Origin of the sequence: Pseudoxanthobacter soli DSM 19599 (assembly GCF_900148505.1) — a bacterium.
Classification (GTDB): Bacteria; Pseudomonadota; Alphaproteobacteria; order Rhizobiales; family Segnochrobactraceae; genus Pseudoxanthobacter; species Pseudoxanthobacter soli.
Window position 1 is genome coordinate 99,775 of the sequence record NZ_FRXO01000008.1, and the last position, 21,235, is coordinate 121,009.

General features: G+C 66.7%; 16 protein-coding genes. 2 read left to right on the forward strand and 14 right to left on the reverse strand.

Annotation, left to right across the window (positions count from 1 at the left end; genetic code table 11):
- The first annotated feature begins 47 nt into the window (after nt 1-47).
- Nucleotides 48-1,016, forward strand: a complete 969-nt coding sequence (locus BUF17_RS17580; RefSeq protein WP_073631136.1) for a helix-turn-helix transcriptional regulator — start codon at nt 48-50, stop codon at nt 1,014-1,016.
- A gap of 25 nt (nt 1,017-1,041) precedes the next feature.
- Here BUF17_RS17580 and BUF17_RS17585 read toward each other — a convergent pair whose 3' ends face one another.
- The 6 genes from BUF17_RS17585 to BUF17_RS17610 all read right to left on the reverse strand — a co-directional run bounded on the left by BUF17_RS17585 (nt 1,042) and on the right by BUF17_RS17610 (nt 11,764).
- A complete protein-coding gene (locus BUF17_RS17585; RefSeq protein WP_084564850.1) occupies nt 1,042-2,247 on the reverse strand; it encodes a mechanosensitive ion channel family protein in 1,206 nt (401 codons plus the stop codon).
- 134 nt (nt 2,248-2,381) lie between these two features.
- On the reverse strand, nt 2,382-3,086 hold the full coding sequence (locus BUF17_RS17590) for a LytR/AlgR family response regulator transcription factor (protein WP_244530941.1): 705 nt from the start codon (nt 3,084-3,086) through the stop codon (nt 2,382-2,384).
- Complete coding sequence (locus tag BUF17_RS17595) at nt 3,086-4,186, reverse strand: sensor histidine kinase (protein WP_073631144.1); 1,101 nt, start codon at nt 4,184-4,186, stop codon at nt 3,086-3,088. The genes BUF17_RS17590 and BUF17_RS17595 overlap by 1 nt, the downstream gene beginning before the upstream one ends.
- A 33-nt stretch (nt 4,187-4,219) precedes the next feature.
- Nucleotides 4,220-7,516: a hypothetical protein gene (locus BUF17_RS17600; protein WP_073631146.1), complete on the reverse strand. Its 3,297-nt coding sequence runs from the start codon at nt 7,514-7,516 to the stop codon at nt 4,220-4,222.
- 183 nt (nt 7,517-7,699) lie between these two features.
- Entirely contained in the window at nt 7,700-10,498 is a 2,799-nt protein-coding gene (locus BUF17_RS23305) for a DNA translocase FtsK (protein WP_244530937.1), read from the reverse strand.
- Nucleotides 10,499-10,741: 243 nt separating this feature from the next.
- Nucleotides 10,742-11,764: a zinc-binding alcohol dehydrogenase family protein gene (locus BUF17_RS17610; RefSeq protein ID WP_073631149.1), complete on the reverse strand. Its 1,023-nt coding sequence runs from the start codon at nt 11,762-11,764 to the stop codon at nt 10,742-10,744.
- A gap of 106 nt (nt 11,765-11,870) precedes the next feature.
- On the opposite strand from BUF17_RS17610, the gene BUF17_RS17615 reads away from it, so the two are divergent.
- Complete coding sequence (locus BUF17_RS17615) at nt 11,871-12,224, forward strand: winged helix-turn-helix transcriptional regulator (RefSeq protein WP_073631151.1); 354 nt, start codon at nt 11,871-11,873, stop codon at nt 12,222-12,224.
- Between the two features lie 81 nt (nt 12,225-12,305).
- Here the strand turns inward: BUF17_RS17615 and BUF17_RS17620 are convergent, their stop codons facing one another.
- From BUF17_RS17620 to BUF17_RS17655, 8 genes are all read right to left on the reverse strand, one after another.
- A complete protein-coding gene (locus tag BUF17_RS17620; RefSeq protein ID WP_073631153.1) occupies nt 12,306-13,070 on the reverse strand; it encodes an amino acid ABC transporter ATP-binding protein in 765 nt (254 codons plus the stop codon).
- A gap of 256 nt (nt 13,071-13,326) precedes the next feature.
- Entirely contained in the window at nt 13,327-14,688 is a 1,362-nt protein-coding gene (gene glnT, locus BUF17_RS17625; RefSeq protein ID WP_244530938.1) for a type III glutamate--ammonia ligase, read from the reverse strand.
- On the reverse strand, nt 14,688-15,533 hold the full coding sequence (locus tag BUF17_RS17630) for a creatininase family protein (RefSeq protein ID WP_210215465.1): 846 nt from the start codon (nt 15,531-15,533) through the stop codon (nt 14,688-14,690). The genes glnT and BUF17_RS17630 overlap by 1 nt, the downstream gene beginning before the upstream one ends.
- A 143-nt stretch (nt 15,534-15,676) precedes the next feature.
- Entirely contained in the window at nt 15,677-16,657 is a 981-nt protein-coding gene (locus BUF17_RS17635) for an aldo/keto reductase (protein ID WP_073631159.1), read from the reverse strand.
- Nucleotides 16,658-16,733: 76 nt separating this feature from the next.
- Complete coding sequence (locus tag BUF17_RS17640) at nt 16,734-17,906, reverse strand: aromatic ring-hydroxylating oxygenase subunit alpha (protein ID WP_073631161.1); 1,173 nt, start codon at nt 17,904-17,906, stop codon at nt 16,734-16,736.
- A 67-nt stretch (nt 17,907-17,973) separates the two neighbouring features.
- The gene (locus BUF17_RS17645) at nt 17,974-19,074 is read right to left on the reverse strand and encodes an LLM class flavin-dependent oxidoreductase (protein ID WP_073631163.1); all 1,101 of its coding nucleotides are present in this window, start codon (nt 19,072-19,074) and stop codon (nt 17,974-17,976) included.
- A 121-nt stretch (nt 19,075-19,195) separates the two neighbouring features.
- Entirely contained in the window at nt 19,196-20,128 is a 933-nt protein-coding gene (locus tag BUF17_RS17650; RefSeq protein WP_084564852.1) for an amino acid ABC transporter permease, read from the reverse strand.
- A gap of 149 nt (nt 20,129-20,277) precedes the next feature.
- A complete protein-coding gene (locus BUF17_RS17655; protein WP_210215466.1) occupies nt 20,278-21,168 on the reverse strand; it encodes an ABC transporter substrate-binding protein in 891 nt (296 codons plus the stop codon).
- Nucleotides 21,169-21,235 lie beyond the last annotated feature (67 nt).

The following is a 21,235-nucleotide window of genomic DNA, read 5'->3' on the forward strand; positions in this document are numbered from 1 at the left end:
AAGAATGCTGGCATAATGAGCGCCGGCTCGATTGCGCGTCCCGGATCATGCTCAGCTTCAACACGGACGACCTGCGCCCCCAGGATCGATTCGATCACTGGTGCGAGGTCCGCGGAAAGACCCTGTTCGGGGTCACCATCGAACTGGAGCGCGAACAGCGTTCCGGCTTCCGCGGGCAATTCGCCGCGTGGAAGCGCGGCGCTGCCGTGGTCTCGGAGATGCAGGCCTCGTCCTATCGCATCGGCCGCAGCGCGGCGGACATCGCCCGCCGGCCCGAGAACAGCCTGTCCATCGGCATGACCGTGCGCGGCCCAGGGTGGCTGGACGCCGGACGGCAGCCTTACCAGCGCGTGGGTGAAGGCCAGCTCACCCTCCAGCACTCCAACCTGCCGTTCCAGGCGGTCCCGAAGCGGTCCGACGGGTTCGAATTCCGGCTCCTGAAGATTCCGATCGACAGCGAGATCGTGCTGGGGGCGGCGGCGCATGACCTGCACGCCGCTCTGTTGCCGCAGAGCGCTCCGTTCGCGCGGCCACTCACGGCGCTGTTTTCCGCGCTGGTGAACCCGGGAGCGGACCTTGATGACCCGGCGCGGGACGTCGTGCACGCCGCGCGGCTCGTGCTTCTCGCCCGGGGCCGGCTGCCCGCCGGAATGCCGGAATGCCGGGCGGCGCTGCGCACCGGCTTCTTCCACGCCGCCCGTGAGATCATGGCCCGCGACCTGCATCGCCCGGCGCTTTCGCCGGAGGCGGTCGCCCGGGAACTGGGGATCTCGGTCCGCCAGATCCACGTGCTGTTCGAGCCGACAGGCCTGTCCTTCATGCGCACGCTGACGGCCATGCGAGTGCGGGAGGCGGCGCGGCGGCTGCAGGCGGAGCCGCGCATGTCGGTTGCCGACATCGCCTTCGACTGCGGCTTCGAAAGCCTGTCCGTGTTCTACCGGGCGTTCCAGAAGGCCTATGACATGAGCCCGCGTGAACACCGCATGGCCGGCCTGGCGCGTCAGGCGACCGGTTGAAACGACGGGGTGCCGGCCGCCCCGGTCAGGTGGACTGGAACACGCTCAGCCCGAATTCCGGCAGCATCGCCGTCAGGTGATCGAAGATGTCGGACTGGATGGCCTCATAGGCCTTCCAATCCGTCGTGGCGGTGAAGCAATAGACCTCGAGCGGCATCCCGTAGGGCCCGGGCGACAGATAGCGGACCATCGTCATCATGTCCTGGCGGATGCCGGGATGATCGGCGAGATAGCTTTCCATATAGGCCCGGAACAGGCCGAGATTGGTCATGCGCCGCCGGTTGGCGGGGATGTCGGCGGGCGGGCCGAGCTTGGCGTTCCAGTCGGCGATCTCGCGGGTCTCGTTCGCCACGAAGTCGGTGATGCGGCGCAGATGGGAAAGCCGCTCGACGTCCGCATCGGCGAGGAAGCGCACGGTGCTCTGGTCGATCGGGATGGACCGCATGATGCGCCGGGCGCCCGCCTCGGTCATGCCGCGCCAGTTCTTGAACGGATCGGAGACGAGCTTGCGCACCGGGAAGGTGGAATAGGTGTTGTCCCAGTTGCGGACCGTCACCGAATAGAGCGACAGGTCGATCACGTTGCCGTTGGCGTCCATCGACGGCATCTCGATCCAGTCGCCGACCTTGACGATATCCGTCGAGGAAAGCTGAACCGAGGCGACGAGGGAGAGAAGCGTGTCCTGGAACACCAGGATAAGCACCGCCGTCAAGGCGCCGAGGCCGGACAACAGCAGCAGCGGCGAGCGGTTGATGATGACGGCGACCATCAGCACCGTCGCCATGGCATAGACGACGATGGCCGCGATCTGGACGTAGCCCTTGATGGAGTGGCCGGTGGCGGCGTGCCGGCTCTGCCACAGCTTGCCCGCCAGCCGCAGGCCGGCCACGGCCGCCATGGCGACGAACAGGATGGTGACGGCATCGGCGACGTTGCGCACCATCTGGGCGAGGGCCGGATGCAGCCCCGGAACCGCCGTGATCCAGTTCGAGATCACGATGGCCGGCGCCGCATCGGCCAGCCGCGCGACGATGCCGGCGTCCGCGACGTCCTTGCCCTTGATGAAGCTGATCCCGGCGATCATCGGGTTGAGGAAGCGCGCCAGCGCGACATTGACGATCAGCCCGACGAGGGCCGCCGTCACCGCAAGCGCCACCACCCACAGCGCCGTCGCCAGCCACGGATGAAATCCGAGGATGGCCTCGATCCTCTCCATCGCACTGCCCGTCATCTTGCCCGGCCGCCACGTTACTCCGCTTCAGGCTTATGACAGTTCGCTCCGTGCTTTGCCACCGTCCGCGCGGCGGGCAAGGGACGCCTCTCAGGCCTCGCCACAACGGCATCGGGTAAAGCAAGAGCCGAATGTCAGGAGACGATTCCCGTCTCGCGCAGGCGCCGCGCCGCGGCGCGGCCGAGCGCGATCTCGCGGCCCTCCGGACCGAGGGCGATGCGGGCGCGGCCGCCCTCGCCCCAATCGATCTTGCGCAGTTGCCGGAGGTTGACGATCAGCGACCGGCTCAGGCGCGAGAACGGTGGGCTCGGCAGTTCCGTCTCGAAATGGCCGAGGAGCCGGCAAATGAGGCGGTCGCGCTGCTCGATCACGGCAATGCGTGTGAAATCGCCTTCGGCGGTCAGCGACAGCACGCGCGAATGCGGCACCACCAGATACTCGCCGGGCATGTTGATGCTCAGCCGGGGCTCATCGCCCGCGAGCGGCGGCTGTGTCTCCGCCCGTCGCGCCCGCAGCCGCTTCAGCGTGACGGCGAGGCGTTCGGGATCGACCGGCTTGACGAGGAAATCCGCCGCGGCGACGTCGAAGGCATCGACCGCATAGCGGCTGTAGGCCGTGACGAACACCACGTCGGGCCCGTCGTCGGTGCGGGAGAGCATCTCGAAGCCCCTCCCGTCTCCGAGTTCGACATCGAGGAAGACGATGTCGGGCCGGACCTTGCCCACCATCTCCGTCGCCGCGGCGAGGCAGTCCGCCTCGGCCACCACCGCGAGGTCCGGGTGGGCGGCGAGCAGGCGTTTGAGGCTCCGGCGCGCCGGCGGTTCGTCGTCGACGACCATCACGCGAAACATATCGCCCCCCGCAAAACCAGCCGTACGGACACGAGATCGCCGTCCTGCATGATCGCAAGATCGTGCCCGTCGGGATAGTGCAGCTGGAGCCGCCGGCGGAGATTGGCGAGGCCGAGCCCCCCCGCCGGCCGCGCGCCGGGCGCGTATCGCCCGGGATTGGTGACGACGATCATGAGCCTGTCCGCGTCGAGGCGGACCGAGACGTTGATCCGCAGCGGCGCTCCGGTGGCCGGCCGCAGGCCGTGCTTGACCGCGTTCTCCACCAGACCCTGGAGGATGAGGTGCGGCACGAGCACGTGCTCGGCCTGCGGATCCATGTCGACGGTACACGTCAGGTGGCTGTCGAAGCGCAGTTCCTGGATGCGCAGATACGACCGGACGGCGTCGATCTCGTCGCAGAGCCAGCAGACCGAGCGTTCCTTGTGATCGAGGCAGTAGCGCATGTAGCCCGCGATGCGCCGGGTCATTTCCAGCGCCACATCGGGGCGCTCCGGAATCTCCGCGGTGACGGTGTTCAGTGCATTGAACAGGAAATGCGGATCGAGCTGGACCTTCAGTTGCTGCAGCTCCGCCCGCGCGGCGGCCGATTGCGCTTCGCTGCGCCGCACCCGCTCCAGCCGGGCGGATACATCGGCCGTCAGCCAGAAGTAGCCGAGCGCCCAGCCGAGGAAGATGCTGGTGTAGTAGAGCAGCGGAACATGGCGCCCGCCGAAGGCACGCTGGAACTCCCCGTGCGCGAACGACAGGCTTCGCAGGCCCTCCGCCGCCCCCATCTGGATCATGCCGCCGAGCACGGCCCCGATCACGATCAGCGGAAGCAGCTTCAGCGTCGGAAACGGTTGCGGCACCCGACTGCGGATCAGAACGTGCACGAGGCAGGTCAGCAGAAAGCCGATGGTGTCGAGCACCACGGTGACCACGACCGCGTCCGAGAGGTTTCCGAAGAACGCGGTCCGGGTGATGATGCCGAGGGAGGCGATGAACAGCCATGCGGCAATGTTCGCCTCCCGGAACCGGACGGTCAGAACCCGCTCCGAAAGCGGCAGCCGCGCGGGCCGAGACCCGCTTCGTTTCCGCGCCGGGCTCATCGTGATGCCGACGCCGTGGCCGACGCAGCGCTCTTAGATAATGTGATCAACGGGGGTTATCTTCATCACCATGTCGTTATAGTCGAAATCAGAGTTCTGTTCGGACGTCAAGTCTTCGAACGCGAACGTATTCTCGCCGTACATGCGGATGTATTCGTGTCCGCCGACATTTTCATTTCCAATGAACAGGATATCGCCGTTCTGGGTCAAAAGAACGGGCGCGTAGTAGCCGTCATCGCCCGCGACCGTCCACGTGGTCTCGAACGCCGTGTCGCCGCCGCGCACGATGGTGAGATCGCCGTCGAGATGCGACGTGAGTGCCGCCTTGAACTCCGGCGTATCGCCATAGGCGACGCCGTCGACGCTCCAGCCCCCCGCCGCGTCCATGTCGAGATGCACGAAGCCGAGGCTGTTGGTGTTGGCCCCGCTTCCCGTGATCTCCAGCTTCAGTTCGTCGCCGTGGCTGAGATAGAGCAGCGGCTGGTCGCTTTCGCGCTGGCTGGCGGCGACGTTGGCGGCGGCCGACAGGTCGTTCAGGGTCTCGGCCGTGAGCATGAAGCCACCGACATCGACGGTCGCGGCATTGGAACCGTCGGTCGTGACCTGGACGTCCGGCGCCATGTCGATCGTGCCTGAACCGCTCTGCACGGCGAAGTGAAGCTGCTGGCCGGCGGCGAGATAGAGCTGCTGCGCGCCGGTCAGCAGATTGGTGCCGGTGTCGCTGAACACCGAGCCGACCTTCGCGAGCGTCGCATCCGCAAGCGTCACGCCGGCGCCGACGCTGCCGTCGCGACCGATGAGATTGCCGTCGGCATCGGTGGCGTAGAGCACAAGCGTGGCATCATGGGGCAGACCGGAGGCCGCGTCCGAAGCCTCGAAGCGGATCCAGTTCCCGTGGACGTCGGAATGGCCGGTATTGTCGACGAGGAGTGCGCTCCGGCCGGCCTGGGTCAGGGACAGTGTCGGGATCGAGACGGTCAGCGTCAGCGCGCTCGACAGCGGCGTCAGCGCGGTCGCATGCCCTGGCGATTCCGGCAGGTACTCGCGCATGTTGACGGTATAGACACCGTTGCCCATCTGGACGGTCGGCGTGGTCCACTGCCCGTCGATATCCGCGACGGCGTCGACCGGCTTCACGAAGGCTCCGTCCACACCGGAGAAGAAGATCCGCGCGATGTTCTCGGCACCGACCTTATTGGTGTAGCTGGCGATCGGCGGCGGCCCGCCATTGGTACCGTTCTCGGAGGTCGGCCACCAGAAATCGGGGTTCACGCCCGTCCAGCCGAATGCCAGAACGCCGGAACTCGAGCTGGCGGCGACGTCGGTCGTCGTGTCCTGTCCGCTGAGCAGCGTGAAGGTGCCGGTCGACATGTCGCCGGCCATCGGCGACGTCGGCTGCGGGGCACTGTCGGCGAGATCGGTGTTGGTCGTCAGCAGAGAGGGATCGACCGTCGAGGTGCCGCTGTAGAGGAAGGCGAGCGAGAACGTGTTGGTGGTCGCGGCCGCCGAAGACGGGACGTTGATCAGCGCAAGGCCGTCGATGGCGAGCGCGCCCGCGCTGTAGGCCGGATTGACGAACTGCGCCGTGCCGGAGCTATCGGTGGTGGTCGTGTAGAGATTGTAGGTCTTGGCGGAGGCGGCGGTTCCGTCGGGGTCGGACGTGTCGTGCACGACGAGCTGGTACCAGGCCGCTCCCGACGGCGGTGTCGGCATGTTGTTGATCAGGAGCGAGCCCGTTGTCTGTTCGGAACCGGCGGCGCTCACGGAATAGGTGCCGTCGCCGTTCTTCACGATGGTCCAGACGTCCCAGAGCGATCCGGTGATGGTGTTGGCGGACGCGGAAAGCTCCACCTCCGACCACACGCCTTCCGCCGTCTGGAAGCGGAAGGTGATGCTCGCCTCGCTCTCGTCCAGCACCATGGTCTGGTTGGCGAAGGAAAGGCCGATATTGAGGCCGTTGGTGTTGGCGGCCACCGGCTCGAACGTCGCATTGGGGATGTAGTTGGCGATGCTCGGCACCGTGTAGCCGGCCGGCGTTTCGCTGTCGTCGTAGATGGTGATGTTGATATTGCCGACGTTCCCCGTCCCGTCATAGAGCGAGATCAGCGGTCCGCCCTGGCTGTACTGGCTCATCAGGTTGTCGGAATAGTTCGAGCCGTAGGAGTTCGAATTGGAGAAGAACACCTCGGAATAGGGATCCATGTAGACCGGCGTGGCCGTTCCGGAGAGCGAGTGGCCGAACGCGTAGGTCGGATCCCAGTTGATGTTGGTGTTGAGATTGACCGGCGTCGTCACGCCGGCATTGGGCGACTGGCCCTGGACATTGAAGTAGCCGGCGGAGAAGCCGGTCAGGAATTGCGTGAAGATGGTGCCCCACTGGGTGTTGGCACCGGTGTTCATCGCCTCGGAGCCCGAGTGCGCGATGGTGTAGGGCGTCGCATCGTCCTGGTTGGTGTAGATGTAGGCATCGCCCAGCGTCGAATAGATGCTGTTGGCGAGCTGATCCGGTGTGATCTGAATGTAACCCTTGACCTGACTGTCTTCGGTCGGGGACAGCCAGAACGTTCCGACCGTGCCGTCGATGTTCTGGTGGGTCGCGTCCCAGCTCAACTCGTACGCGAAATAGGCGGCGTTGTGATAGACGTTGTTGGCGTCCGGCGCGCCGTTGAAGAAACCCGAGATGGTGATGCCGGGAGAGGCGACCTCGAGGCTTTGCAGATAGGCGTTCCAGTCGCTCGCCTGATAGGTGGTCAGGTTGTTGCCGACCGAGGTCGTCGGCGAAATCGCCATCCGGGTCTGTCCGCTCAGGGCGCCGGAGGTGTAGGTCGTCAGCACGCCGCTTGCCGTCTGCCCGAGATCGGAGAACAGGGTGCTGCCGCTGATGCCGTAGCCGCGGGTCTGGGTGGCGGCGTTGCTCACGGGATAGGCGATGCTGAGGTCCATCGGCAGCCCGAACCCGTTCACCGAGGTCAGGTTGCCGGCGTCGCCCGGGCTGCCCAGCAGCGAGAACTCGAAGCTGTCGTAGCGGAAATCCCAGGCAGCCGCGTTGTTCCAGTTGATGGTCGATTCCCCCGTCAGGAGGGACGTCAGGTCGTTGGTGTTGGCGGTGTCCTGGCTCTGGACGATGAAGTAGATCTTGCCGCCGCCCATCTGGGGCAGTTCGATATCGTAGACGCCCCCGCTTTCAAGGGAGCCGTTGTCGACCAGCGTGGTGAAGTGCGGAAGGCCGTTGGCATCGAAATAGACCGCATAGGCCCAGACGCCGTTCGGCGTGGTGTCGGTCAGGCTTTGCTGAAGGGTGCTGGTCAGATTGAGCGTGAGGGTGGTCATCGATGTCCTGCTGGCTCGCGGCTCCCGGTCCACGGGGACGTCGGGAGCAACTGCATTCTGCCAGCGAGGGTAGATTTCAGACCGACGGGATCAATCGACGTTCGATGAAGCGGCCGGTTTACTCGATAAAGCGGCTGGGCGGCGCGGAGGGCGTGGGGGTGCCGGCAGCCCTCCGCGCGCGCGTCAGTAAGGCCGCGAGGACATGAGGATCTCGCGCTTGCCGGCATGGTTGGCCGGGCCGACGATGCCCTCCTCCTCCATGCGCTCCATGATGCTGGCGGCCTTGTTGTAGCCCACCTGGAGCCGGCGCTGGATGTAGGACGTCGAGGCCTTGCGGTCGCGGAGGACGATGGCCACCGCCTGGTCGTAGAGGTCGCCCCCCGATCCGGTGCTCTCGCTTCCCTGCACGGTCTTGTCGAAGACCGGCTCGTCCGCCTCCGGCGGTCCGTCCGCCTCCTCGTCGAGCACCACTTCGTCCAGATATTCCGGGCCGCCTTGGGTTTTGAGGAAGGCGACGACGTGCTCCACCTCGGCATCCGAGACGAACGGGCCGTGGATGCGGGTGATGCGCCCGCCGCCCGCCATGAACAGCATGTCGCCCTGGCCGAGCAGCGTCTCGGCGCCCATCTCGCCGAGAATGGTGCGGCTGTCGATCTTGGAGGTGACCTGGAAGGAGATCCGGGTCGGGAAATTCGCCTTGATGGTGCCGGTGATGACATCGACCGAGGGGCGCTGGGTCGCCATGACGAGGTGGATGCCGGCGGCGCGCGCCATCTGCGCCAGCCGCTGGATCGCGCCCTCGATCTCCTTGCCGGCCACCATCATCAGGTCGGCCATCTCGTCGACGATGATGACGATGTAGGGCAGCGGCGCGAGGTCCATCTCCTGGTCCTCGTAGAGGATCTCGCCGCTCTCCTTGTCGAAGCCGACCTGCACCTGGCGGGTGATGACCTCGCCCTTCGCCCGCGCCTCGGCCATGCGGACATTGTAGCCGTCGATATTGCGCACGGCGAGGCGGGCCATCTTGCGATAGCGCTCCTCCATTTCCTTCACCGCCCACTTCAGCGCGATGATGGCCTTGCGCGGATCGGTGACCACCGGGGTCAGCAGATGCGGGATGCCCTCGTAGACCGAGAGCTCCAGCATCTTCGGATCGATCATGATCAGGCGGCACTGGTCCGGCGTGTGCCGGTAGAGCAGGCTCAGGATCATGGTGTTGATGGCGACCGACTTGCCGGAGCCGGTGGTGCCGGCGACGAGCAGGTGCGGCATCCGCGCGAGATCGGCGACCAGCGGCTCGCCGCCGATGGTCTTGCCGAGGCAGATGCCGAGCTTGGTCCGCGTCTCCGCATATTCCTGGCTCGCCAGCAGTTCACGGAGCCAGACGGTGTTGCGGCGGCGGTTCGGCAGCTCGATGCCGATGACGTTGCGGCCCGGCACGATGGCCACGCGCACCGAAATGGCGCTCATGGAGCGGGCGATGTCGCCGGCAAGCCCGATGACGCGGCTCGACTTAACACCCGGCGCGGGCTCGAACTCGTAGAGCGTCACCACGGGGCCGGGATTGGCGTCGATCACCTCGCCGCGCACGCCGAAATCCCGCAGGATCTGCTGCAGCGCCGTGGAGTTCTGGTCGAGGAACGCCTCGGAAAGCTCGAAGTCCGGTTCCTGTTCTGGCGGATCGTTGAGCAGCGACAGATCGGGCAGTTCGTAGTGAGCGGCCGGGCCGGCGGTCTCGTCCTCGGCGGTCTCGTCCTCGGCGGAGGAAGGCGCCTGCGCCGAAGCCTCGGGCTGCGAGAGAGCAGCGGTGACCACCGGAGCCGGGACAGCCGGCGCAAGGCCCCCCGACAGGGAGAATCCGCCTACGACGACCGTCTGCGCATAAGGCCGCCAGGAAAACGCGGTCGCAAAGGCCGGTGTAAACGCGGGAACGGACGGGACGGTGTCCGGCGCGGTATCGGACGGCCGATCAAGAGCCGCGGCGTCGTCAGCTGTCGGGGTTTCGCCACCCGCCGCCGTGGCCGCGACGGTGACGTCCCCCGCCGTGTCTTCACCGTGGTCGATATCGAGGCTCACGACGTCCGCGTTCTCGAAAACGGCGTCGCGCTCGGAAGAGCCCATGTCGTCGTCGACAAGGTCCTCGTCGGCAAAGCCTTCGTCGGTCATCTCGTCGTCGGCAGGATCGGCGTGGTCAAGCTCGTCTTCGGCAAGGTCGGCGTCGTCACCCATCGCTGCCACCATCGCGCGATCGCCGGCGACAAACGGCGGCAGCAGATCCTGCTCCACCGCGGGCGCATGTCCGAACTGGGACGCACCGAGGAGAAAGACCTGCCGCAGCGCCGCCAGACGGGACGGCGGCGCATTCTCGGCATCGGAGAGGAACACAGGGCTTGCCTCGGCTGCAGCGGCGGGAGCCTCTTCGCCCATGGGGGCCACGGAGGCGGGAACGTTCGACGGCTCGGTCGCAGTCCGCGGAGGCGGAACGGTGTCGGCAGCGTGTGACGGGAGGGACGTGGCGGCGGAATGGTCGTGCGATACCGCGTCGCCCACGTCCTGCGAATCGGCGACGTCCAATGCCTCACCTCCGTCCGCCTCGATGTGGGGCATGTCGGCCGGCAGCACGATGCCGGAGACCCCGGCCGCCTCATCCAGCGGCGCGAGATCGTCACGGTTGTTTTCGGCCGCGTCCGGCTCATCGGACCGGATACCGGCTTCCGCCGATTCGCCGGCCTCGGAAGGACGGCCGGAGAACGCCGCCCGCAACGCGGTCATGTAGGCGCGATAGCCGAAGCTCGGCAGTTCGGCCTCGTCCGCCGCCGCGGCGTCCGGCTGCGGGGCCTCCCGCACCACCGGCTCGGCCTGCGTCCGCAGCAGCCGGTCGGGCGTGCGGGTGAAACGGGCATTGCCCTCGTAGGTGAAAGGCCGCAGCCAGCTCGGCACGGCGTCACCGGACGATGCGGATTCCGGCTGTCCGCCTCTCATGGCATCGCTTCGGCCGACCGGCTGGCTACCGTCGCCGTCACGAACCAGGCGCGAGGTATCGAGCGATCTCGGAGGCTGGCTGGAAGCTGGCATGGCTGCATAACCCGATGGGACTTCGACACCCACAAGGGATATGGACGCGAACTTAAGACAAGGTTTTCACGAGGGGTGACGGAGCCCACAAGGCGAGACCTGTGTGAATTACGCCACCGCCTCCGATGTCTTGCGGACCAGCCCGCGTGATCAGGCGCCGAAGCCCTCCAGCACGATCTTTCCACGCGCGCGGCCGCTTTCGAGCAGGGCGTGGGCGCGCTTAAGGTTGGCGGCATTGATGGCGCCGAACGTCTCCGTGCGCGTGGTGCGGATCGCGCCGGAATCGACCAGGCGCGCCACCTCGGCGAGGAGTTTGCCCTGCGCGTCGATATCGGCCGTCTCGAACATCGACCGCGTGAACATGAATTCCCAGTGCGTGGAGACGCTCTTCCGCTTCAGCGGGTTGATATCCAGGGCCTTGGGATCGTCGATCAGGGCGAATCGGCCCTGCGGCGCGATCAGGTCCACGATCTCCGCCAGATGCGCATCGGTGTTGGTGGTGGAGAACACGAACGCGGGCGCCGCCTTCAACGGCAACGCCGCGATTTCCGCCGCGAGGGGCCGGGTGTGATCGACCACGAAATGGGCGCCGAGCGACCGGCACCACTCGGCCGTCTCCGGCCTGGACGCGGTGGCGATGATCGTGAGATCGGTCACGGCCCGCGCGATCTGGATCGCGGCCGAGCCGACGCCGCCGGCACCCCCGACGATCAGGAGCGCCGGGGCCGCGCCGGGAACGGGCGTCTTCACGTCGAGCCGGTCGAACAGCGCTTCCCAGGCGGTGATCGCGGTCAGCGGCAATGCGGCGGCATCGGCGAAACCAAGGCTCGCCGGCTTGCGGGCGACGATGCGCTCGTCCACCAGATGATATTCCGCATTGGTGCCCGGACGCCCGAGGGCACCGGCATAATAGACCTCGTCGCCCGGCGCGAAGCCCTGCGCCGCGTCGCCGACGGCGGTGACCACACCCGCGGCATCCCAGCCCAGCACCTTCCACTGCCCCTCGGCCGGCACCGCGCCGGTGCGCACCTTGGTGTCCACGGGGTTGACCGACACGGCCTTGACCGCGACGAGAAGATCGCGCCCGCTGGCGCGCGGCGTTTCCAGCTCTATATCGACCAGCGAATCCTCGCGATCGATCGTTCCCGGCGTGCGATAGCCGACAGCCCGCATGATGGCCTCCTGTGGTGCTCGGGTTGCTCGCCGGGGAAGATAGGCGTTGTGCTGGACCCCACAAGAACGCACATAAAATGCACATGGTGCAGATAAGGATACCGTCGTGGCCCGCATCCGTCATTCGAGCCTGGATTGCAGTCCCGGCTGCCCGGTGGAGGGAACGCTCCAGTTGATCGACGGGAAGTGGAAGGGCGTCGTGCTGTTCCATCTTCTCGCGGGGCCGATGCGATTCAACGAGCTTCGCCGGCAGCTGAAGCATTGCACGCAGCGCACGCTGACCAATCAGTTGCGGGAACTGGAGGCGAACGGGCTGATCCATCGGGAGATCTATCCCGAGGTGCCCCCACGGGTGGAATACAGCCTGACGCCGCGCGGCCGCACGCTCGAGCCCGTCATCCTCGCACTGAAGGCCTGGGGCGAGGAGCACGTCATCGACCCCGCTTCACAGGCGGCCTGAACGGCGTCCGGGCCGGCGGAGACGATCGGGCCCGGCACGATCCCGTCGGCATGATTTCGCCGCCGGAAGCCTGAACGCGCGTTACAGCACCTTCGACAGGAATGCCTGGGTGCGGGCCTGCTGGGGGTTCTCGAAGATCGCCCGCGGCGGGCCATATTCCACGATCCGCCCGCCGTCCATGAACGCAACCGCGTTGCCGACTTCCCGCGCGAAGCCCATTTCGTGCGTGACCACGACCATCGTCATGCCGTCGGCCGCAAGGGCGCGCATCACGTCGAGGACCTCGCCGACCAGCTCCGGGTCGAGTGCCGAGGTCGGCTCGTCGAACAGCATCAGCTTCGGGCGCATCGCGAGCGCGCGGGCGATGGCCACGCGCTGCTTCTGGCCACCCGAGAGCTCACGCGGATAGGCCGAAACCTTGCTGTCGAGCCCCACCCGCTCCAGCAGGGTCCGGGCGCGCTCGACAGCGTCCTGCCGGCGCTCGCCCTTCACGTGGATCGGTGCCTCGATGATGTTCTCCAGCACCGTCATGTGGCTGAACAGCGCGAAGTTCTGGAACACCATGCCGATCTCCGCGCGCTTCGCGGCGACTTCGGCGTCCTTGAGTTCGTAGAGCTTGTTGCCTTCGCGGCGATAGCCGATCAGCTCGCCGTCGACATAGAGCGCGCCGGAATCGATCTTCTCCAGGTGATTGATGCACCTGAGAAAGGTCGACTTGCCCGAACCGGACGGCCCGATCAGGCACACCACCTCGCCGCGCGCGACGCTGAGATCGATGCCCTTGAGCACCTCCACGGCGCCGTAGCGCTTGGAAACCTTCTCGGCAAGGATGAGGGGCTGCTGCATATCGGAGTGGTCCAGATCTGATCGGTTTCCGTCGCGGCCCCGCAGCCAGCGACGTGGAGGCCGCCGGCCGGGAGCGACATCCGGCCAGCGGGCAGCGACAGAGCGCCTTCCGATCGGATGTCGATTATCCGACCGACAGAAATCGCTCCAGTTTCAATGCTTGGAGCCTATCCTCGTCCTTCAGTCCGGTTCGATCTGAAGGGGACAGGCTCCAGGCCGGCGGCCAAGGCCGCCGTGCCCGGAGCGGCGAAGGCTATCAGAAGAACTTCAGATAGCGCTTCGTCTCCCAGTCGGAAACATGCGCCATGTAGGACAGCCATTCGTCGCGCTTGTAGGCGAGCCATGCATCCGCCATGCCGTCGCCCATCACCTTGCGCGACAGCGGATCGGCCTCGAAGGCGTCGAGCGCCTCGCCGAGCGTGCGCGGCAGCTGGCGGATGCCGCGGCGGTCGAGTTCCTCCTGCGAGACCTCGTACATGTTGTTGCGGTTCGGCTCGCCCGGATCGAGGCCTTCGGCGATGCCTTCGAGCCCGGCCGCGAGCACCATCGCCGCGCCCAGATAGGGATTGCAGGCGCTGTCGGCCGAGCGCAGCTCGATGCGGCCGCCGCCGAGCGGGATGCGCACCGCATTGGTACGGTTGTTGTTGCCGTAGCAGGCGAAGATCGGCGCCCAGGTGAAGCCCGACATGCTGCCCTGCTTGACGAGCCGCTTGTAGCTGTTGACCGTCGGCGCGACGACCGCGCAGATCGCCGGCAGATGGCGCACCACGCCCGCGGTGAACTGGTAGCCGAGCTTGGACAGCCCGCAGCCGCGCGGATCGGCCTCGTCGGCGAACAGGTTGCCGCCGGTGGCGAGATCGGCGAGCGACATGTTGAAGTGCGCGCCCGAGCCGGTGCGGTTGGCGTAGGGCTTCGGCATGAAGCTCGCGAACAGGCCGTGCTTGCGGGCGATGTGGTTCGCCATCATGCGCAGGAACACGAAGCGGTCGGACATCTTCACCGCGTCGGCATAGGTGAAGTCGATCTCGAACTGGCCGAGCCCGTCCTCCTGGTCGAAGGAATAGACGTCCCAGCCGAGCCCGTTCATGGCCCCGACGAGTTCCTTCAGCCACTCCATGTTGTCGAGCACGCTCGAGGCGTCATAGCACGGCTTTGAAAGCTGGCGCGGCGACACCGGGTCGAACCCGGCATTGTCCTTCAGCACGTAGAACTCGGCTTCCATGCCGAGATTGAAGCGGAAGCCCAGTTCAGCGGCCTTCGCGGTCTGGCGCTTGAGAATGCCGCGGCTGCACGCCTCGAACGGCTCGTCCTTCAGCCACAGGTCGCTCGCGAGCCAGGCCGTCGAGGGATCCCACGGCAGGATCATGAACGAATCCGGGTCGGGATGCGCCGCGACCTCGTCGTCGCTCACCTTCTGAGGCACGCCGTCGAGCGCGGCACCGGTGAACATCTCGGAGCCGGCCAGCATGTGCTCCAGATGGGGCGCCGGCACCATCTTGGTCTTCGACACGCCGTGCATGTCGACATAGCTCGCCATCAGGTATCGAACGTCCTCGGCCGCCACGCGCGCCTTCAGGTCGTTCACCGCCGACGCGGTTTCCGGTGCCTTCATGTCCATCACAGATCTCCGTCGAGCGTCCGCCGGCGGATGGCCGGGCGGACGGCTGATTGCAGGTCGGGGGACTGGTCGTCCCAATCTTCCAGGGGGGTATGTTCGGCAAGCGCGCCGCGGACCTGGTCCGCGAGGGTTTCGATGCAGAGCGACAGGAGCTCTTCGCCGAACGCGGCATCCGCCGTGCTCGGCCGCCCGACGGTGCCGGTGCGGCTCTCCTTGTCGACGGTGTAGGAAAAGAAGCAGCAGGCCGCCCGGTTGGGCTCATCAATGGCCTGGCCGATGTCCACGAGATCCGGCTTCAGGTGCAGCATCAGCGACGTCTCGGCGTCGTTGGCGTGCCAGTTGGTGCCGCCGTCATATTCGTAGATCGCCCGGATCCCGGCCGAGATCTCCCAGATCGAGCGGAGCGCGACCCGCGTCGACGGCAGGTCCGAACGGATGTTCTCCAGCGCGCAGCGCAGCGGCGCCCAGTTGGTGACGTGGCCATTGAGGATGAGAAGGCGCGTGAACCCGGCGGCGGCGACCCAGTCCGCGATCTCCAGCACCAGCTTCGACAGCGTCTCGGGCCTGAGCGAGATGGTGCCCGGCCACTTGCGGGAATGGCCGGGCGAGCAGCCATAGCGCAGCGTCGGCAGCACCGGCACGCCGGTCGCGGCAGAAACGCCCTCCGCCACAGCTTCCGCCGAGAAGCTGTCGACCCCGCACGGCAGGTGCGGCCCATGCTGCTCGGTGGCGCCGACGGGCAGGATCGCCATGTCGATGCCGGCGTCGCGGATCGCCGCGATCCGCTCGAAGCTGCACTCCTCCCAGCGGATGGGACCGCCGTCCGGAATCGTGGAACAGCGCATCATCGCCGGCCCCGCATCGCGTTTGCGAGCGCCGGGCAAGCCTGCCTGCGCGCCGCCCGGGGGTGCACGCCGGTTTCAATCGAACGTTCGATTGAACGGATCACGCTCTCCTCCTCCATCACCGTCCTCGGACCCGGTAAGCGTCAGGAATATTCGACGACGGGATGCGGCACGTAGGGCGCTTCGAGCGCCGCTATCTCCGTCGCGTCGAGTCGGATCGACAGCGCCGCGACGGCATCCTCGAGGTGATGCGGTTTTGTCGCGCCGACGATCGGCGAGGTGACCGCCGGCTTGCCAAGGAGCCAGGCGAGCGCGGCCTGCGCCGGCGGGATGCCGCGCGCCGAGGCAACCGCGCAGACCGCGTCGATTACCGCGCGATCGGCCGTTTCCGTCGCCGCATAGAGCTTGCGGGTGTACTGGTCGGTATCGCCGCGCGGGGTGGTCTCCTGCCACGATCGCGTCAGGCGGCCGCGCGCCAGCGGGCTCCACGGGTTCATGCCGACGCCTTCCGCGACGCAGAGGCCCATCATCTCCCGCTCTTCCTCGCGGTAGAGCAGGTTCATGTGGTTCTGCATGGAAATCGGCCGCGTCCAGCCGTAGCGGTCAGCCGTGGCGATCAGCTTGCCGAACTGCCAGGCGAACATCGAGGAGGCGCCGATATAGCGCACCTTGCCCGCCCGGACGAGGTCGTCGAAGGTCTGCAGCGTCTCCTCGATCGGGGTGTGATAGTCGAACCGGTGCATCTGGTAGAGGTCGATATAGTCGGTGCCGAGCCGCTTCAGGCTCGCCTCGACCTCGGTCATGATCGCCTTGCGCGACAGCCCGCCCGCGAGCGGCCCGGGCGTGACGGGGAAGAACACCTTGGTGGCGATCACGACATCCTCGCGCCGGGCGAAGTCCTTGAGCGCGCGGCCGAGCACTTCCTCGCTGGCGCCGCCGGAATAGGAATTGGCGGTGTCGAAGAAATTGATGCCGAGTTCGATCGCCTTGCGGATGAAGGGCCGGCTCGCCTCTTCGTCGAGCGTCCAGGGATGCGACCCCCGTTCCGGCGGCGCGTAGGTCATGCAGCCGAGGCAGAGGCGGGAGACCTTGAGGCCACTGCGGCCGAGGGTGGTATAATCCATGGGAGAAGGCTTTCGCTGAAGACTGGAGGGCCGGCGGCGGGTGTGGCCGCCGCCGATCTGGTGCGGTTGCGCGCGCTCAGGCCGCGATGCGGCGCCGGACATAGTCCGACAGCTGCCAGACGGCGCTTTCGAGATGGCTGAGGCGGCCGACCTGCGCGTAGGTCGAGGTGGCGCCGTATTGCTGCATGGAGTTCACCTCCAGATCCTCGTCGGCGATGCGCTGGCCGATCGCCTTCATCCGCGCGGCGATCTCCGCCAGGTTCGGCAGTTCCAGCGCCTCGGGCTGGACGAGGACATGGCGGACCCAGGTGGTGCGGTTCGCCGACACCGGGATCAGCGTCGTCCAGTGGATGCGGTCGGCATGGGTGCCGATCAGGTTGAAGGGATAGATCAGGTAGAGGCCGCTATCGCGCCGCACCTCGTCGGGAAGATCGGGGAACGGCGGCAGGCCGGACTGCATGTTGGTCTCGGTCGGCAGGTCCGGGCGCAGCGGCTGATGGCTCGCGGTCCAGGCCTCGTGGCTATCCTCGCCATAGGAAAGGCCGCCGGGGTGCTTGTCCTGCAGCGTCTTCGCGTGGGCGCCGATGTGGTGATAGCTCTCCATGAAGGTCTCGACCGCGATCTTCCAGTTGAATTCGCAGGTGAATTCCATGGAATACGCGACGATCAGGTCCTTCAGCCGGAAACCCTTCATGCGCTCGGCGAAGGAGGCCAGACGCGGTGCCAGCGACGGCGTCTCGTCGGAGAAGCAGATATAGATCGTGCCCTCCACCACCTCGCTGCGGATGTGCGGGAGGGTGCAGCGCTTCGGATCGAAGCCCTCTGCCTTCTCCATGTGCGGGGCGACCACCAGCTTGCCGTCGAGGCCGTAGCCCCAGCGATGGAACGGGCAGGAAAACAGCTTGGTGTTGCCCTTGCCCTGGGCCACCGGCGCCCAGCGATGCAGGCAGACGCGGGACATCACCCGCACTTCGCCGTCCTTGCCGCGCACGGCGACCAGGAGTTCGCCCATGATGTCGAAGGTGAAGTAGTCGCCGACATTCGGGATCTGGCCGGTGTGACCGATCGGAAGCCAGTCGCGCCGGAAGATCTTCTCCTTCTCCAGTTCGAAGAACGCGGGAGAGGTATAGGCCTCGGGCGGCAGGGTTTCGGAATTGTACAGGTCACGGCCGCTGCCCGCGGCGACGGCAGCAAGCAGATCGTCGAGGTCGCCGGGCGGGGTGTTGTGTCCGAGAGCGATGGGTTCCATCTGTCTTTGCCTCTGTCGGTTTTCCGTCTCGGACAGGCCGCGAGACGGCTGGATAAGGATTTGGAATTCAGACGGCCGCCGCGCGGGCAGCAGCGGGCAGCCCGTCCATCGGCTTTCCAATGAGATCGAGCGGTCCGAGGGCGCGTTCGACCAGCGGCAGCACCTCGGCACCGAAGCGCTCGAGGGAGCGGCGCGCGCGTGCGATCGGCATGTCGCCGAACTGGAAGAAGGCGTTGTAGTGCACAGGGCCGATGCGGCGGATCTCGTCGACCAGCCGCTCGGCGACCTGGTGCGGATCGCCGATCAGGAGGTTATCGCGGATCGTCTCCAGCGACGGTTCGCCGGGAATGGGCAGCGCCTCGGCGAAGGCGCCGTCGAGCACGACGTGCGGGCTGCGGAAGGCGGCGACGAGGCGGCCGACATAGCGGGCGCGCTCGGCCGCCTCCAGGGCTTCCTGCGGGCTGTCGGTGACGTGGATATATTGCTGCACGGCGACCGGCATGTCGGCGCCGAGCCCGGCCTCGCTCCAGCGTGCCCGCGCACCGGCGACCATGTCGAGCAGGGCGGCCGTACCGCGGAAGCCGGCGGTCAGGAACGGCGTCGCGTTGTGGCGGGCGAGACGGGAGAGGATGCGCGGGTCCATCGACGTGACGTAGAGGTCGGGCATCGCGGCCTTGCGGGTGCGCAGCAGGACGACCGATTCCGGCACCGTGACATAACGGCCGGAGAACTGGGCGCGGCCCTCCGTGAGGATCTGCTCCAGCACGCTCCAGTATTCGAAGAAGATCTCGTTCTTCTCCGCGACGTTCATGCCGAAGCGTTCGAACTCGTAGGCCTGGTAGCCCGTGCCGACGCCGAGCACGAAGCGGCCGTCGCTCATCTGGTCGACGAGCGCGATCTCCTGGGCGACGCGCATCGGGTGGTAGAGCGGCAGCACCACGACGGCCGCGCCGAGCTTGATGCGGCGGGTGGTGCCGGCCATGTGGGCGGCGAACATCAGCGGCGAGACGCTGATCGAATAGTTGGTGAAATGGTGCTCCGCGAACCACGCGGTCTCGAAACCGATGTCCTCCGCGAGGCCGACGAGCGAGCGCATGTCGGACAGAAGGCCGGGCAGGCCGCCGGGATTGTCCCGGTAGGTCATCAGGTTGAACAGGCCGAATTTCATCTCGAAACGCTCCTCGGCCGGGCAAAGGCCCGCCGGTCCCGCGCCCTCGGGCGCCGGTGCAGGGAAGTGAGGGGGCGAAGAGGCCGCGGGATCGTCGCGGCCCGGGTTCAAGGCGCGCCGGTCATCTCAGCGTCTTCCAGAACAGGAAGCCGGCGCTCGGGGCCGTGTCCCGGTTGCTGCGCTGGAAGTGCCGCTCGATGCGCATCTGGATCAGCGACAGCACGCTGGTGGCGATGAGGTACCAGAAGCAGGCCACCAGCAGCAGCGGAATGGTCTCGTAGGTGCGCGAGTAGATCGACTGCGCCGAATAGAGGAGATCGTAGAGCGCGATGACGCTGACGAGCGAGGTCGTCTTCAGCATGCCGATGGTTTCGTTGCCGGTCGGCGGCACGATGAACTGCATCGCCTGCGGAAGGATGATGCGGCGCATGGAAAGCCGCGAGCGCATCCCGAGCGCGCGGGCCGCATCGTGCTGCTCGGCGTGGACGGACTGGATGCCCGCGCGCACGATCTCCGCCATGTAGGCGCCCTCGTTGAGGCCGAGGCCGAGGATCGCGGCGGTGACCGGCGTGATCAGGTCATTGACCGAGCCCTCGAAAAACACCGGGCCGAACGGAATACCGATGACATAGGTCGGGAACAGCGCGGCTAGGTTGTACCAGAAGATCAGCTGCACCAGGACCGGCGTGCCGCGGAAGAACCAGACATAGAGCCGGCTGGCGCGCGACAGCGTCGCGGATTGTGAAAGGCGCATGATCGCGAGCGCCGTGCCGAGCACGAAGCCCACCGCCATCGTCACCGCCGTCAGCCAGAGCGTCAGGAACAGGCCCTGCAGGATCTGGGCGGTGAAAAGATAGTGTGCGAACACATCCCACTGGAAGCGCGGATTGAACGCCACCAGATGCACGCACGCCGCCACGGCGAGCACGATGAGGACCGGCGTCACCCACCGCCACGGGCTGCGCACCGGCACGACGACGAGTTCGCTGTGCTGCGGCATGGCGTTTCTGGTCCGCGCGGCTGGCAGATCGGCATCGGTTGCGATTGCTGACATGTGTTCGCTCTCTCGCATCGTCGTGTGGGACGGCCACGGGTCGGGCATCGTCGCGGCGATCTCTGCGGCCGGAGCCGTCGCGCGCGGGGTTGCCTTCCGGGGATGGCAGGCCGGCCGCGATGGCCGGCCCACCGTGTCGCCCGAGCCTGTCAGGGCTTGGGGGTCTCGATCGGACGAGTGGACGCAAGATTGATGCCGGGCTCGTCGAGCTTCAGCAGATGCAAATTCCACTTGTCGACGATCTTGTCGTACACGCCTTCCGCGTAGACGGCCTTCAGCGCGGCGAACAGCGCATCGGCGAGCTGGGTGTTCGACTTCTCGACGATGGCGCCGAGATAGATCTTCGGCAGCAGCGGGCTCTCGATCACCTTGATCGGCTGCGTCGCCTTCTTCTGGATGTCGTCCACGGCCGCCGCATCGCTGAGGGCGAAGTCGATGCGCCCGGCATAGAGCGCGAGCAGGACCTGCGACGCCGACGGGAACTCGGACACCTCGATCGGCGGCTTGCCGTTGGCGACGCAGTGCTTGGAGAAGATGTCGCGCACCATGTCGCCGAAATCGATGCCGACCTGCACCGCGGTCTTCAGCCCGCACAGGGTCAGCGGATCCTCGGTGATGGTCTTGTTGGCCTCCGGCGCGTAGATCGCGGCCGCGCCATACCAGAAATCGATGAAGGTGACGGTCTTCTCACGCTCCAGCCGATCGGAGAGACAGGCGAAGGACGCGTTGTAGCGGCCGCTCTGCACGCCCGGGATGATGCCGGAGAAGTCGATCGACGACGGCTTCACCTTGATGCCGAGCTTCTGGGCCATCGCGTTCCAGACATCCGGCTCGAAGCCGATGATGGTCTTGCCGTCCTCGGCGAAATATTCGCAGGGCGGATAATGCGCGTCCGTGGCGACCGTCAGCTCGCCGCTCTTCTTGATCGCCTCCGGCAGCATCTCATGGAGCGCCGGGTCCATTTTAAGCGTGGGGATATCGGTCTCCGCACGGGCGGAGCCGGCCGCCAGCGGCGCGAGGCCGGCCAGCAGGAAGAGCATCTGACACAGTCGTTTCAGGCGCATCGGGGGTGAACTCCCGTTTCTGGATGAATGGTCGCGCCACAGC

Coding starts and splice junctions, on each gene's coding strand:
- BUF17_RS17580 (WP_073631136.1), top strand. CDS start 48: ATGCTCAGCTTCAACACGGACGACCTGCGCCCCCAGGATCGATTCGAT.
- BUF17_RS17585 (WP_084564850.1), bottom strand. CDS start 2,247: ATGACGGGCAGTGCGATGGAGAGGATCGAGGCCATCCTCGGATTTCAT.
- BUF17_RS17590 (WP_244530941.1), bottom strand. CDS start 3,086: ATGGTCGTCGACGACGAACCGCCGGCGCGCCGGAGCCTCAAACGCCTG.
- BUF17_RS17595 (WP_073631144.1), bottom strand. CDS start 4,186: ATGAGCCCGGCGCGGAAACGAAGCGGGTCTCGGCCCGCGCGGCTGCCG.
- BUF17_RS17600 (WP_073631146.1), bottom strand. CDS start 7,516: ATGACCACCCTCACGCTCAATCTGACCAGCACCCTTCAGCAAAGCCTG.
- BUF17_RS23305 (WP_244530937.1), bottom strand. CDS start 10,498: ATGAGAGGCGGACAGCCGGAATCCGCATCGTCCGGTGACGCCGTGCCG.
- BUF17_RS17610 (WP_073631149.1), bottom strand. CDS start 11,764: ATGCGGGCTGTCGGCTATCGCACGCCGGGAACGATCGATCGCGAGGAT.
- BUF17_RS17620 (WP_073631153.1), bottom strand. CDS start 13,070: ATGCAGCAGCCCCTCATCCTTGCCGAGAAGGTTTCCAAGCGCTACGGC.
- glnT (WP_244530938.1), bottom strand. CDS start 14,688: ATGGACATGAAGGCACCGGAAACCGCGTCGGCGGTGAACGACCTGAAG.
- BUF17_RS17630 (WP_210215465.1), bottom strand. CDS start 15,533: ATGCGCTGTTCCACGATTCCGGACGGCGGTCCCATCCGCTGGGAGGAG.
- BUF17_RS17635 (WP_073631159.1), bottom strand. CDS start 16,657: ATGGATTATACCACCCTCGGCCGCAGTGGCCTCAAGGTCTCCCGCCTC.
- BUF17_RS17640 (WP_073631161.1), bottom strand. CDS start 17,906: ATGGAACCCATCGCTCTCGGACACAACACCCCGCCCGGCGACCTCGAC.
- BUF17_RS17645 (WP_073631163.1), bottom strand. CDS start 19,074: ATGAAATTCGGCCTGTTCAACCTGATGACCTACCGGGACAATCCCGGC.
- BUF17_RS17650 (WP_084564852.1), bottom strand. CDS start 20,128: ATGTCAGCAATCGCAACCGATGCCGATCTGCCAGCCGCGCGGACCAGA.
- BUF17_RS17655 (WP_210215466.1), bottom strand. CDS start 21,168: ATGCTCTTCCTGCTGGCCGGCCTCGCGCCGCTGGCGGCCGGCTCCGCC.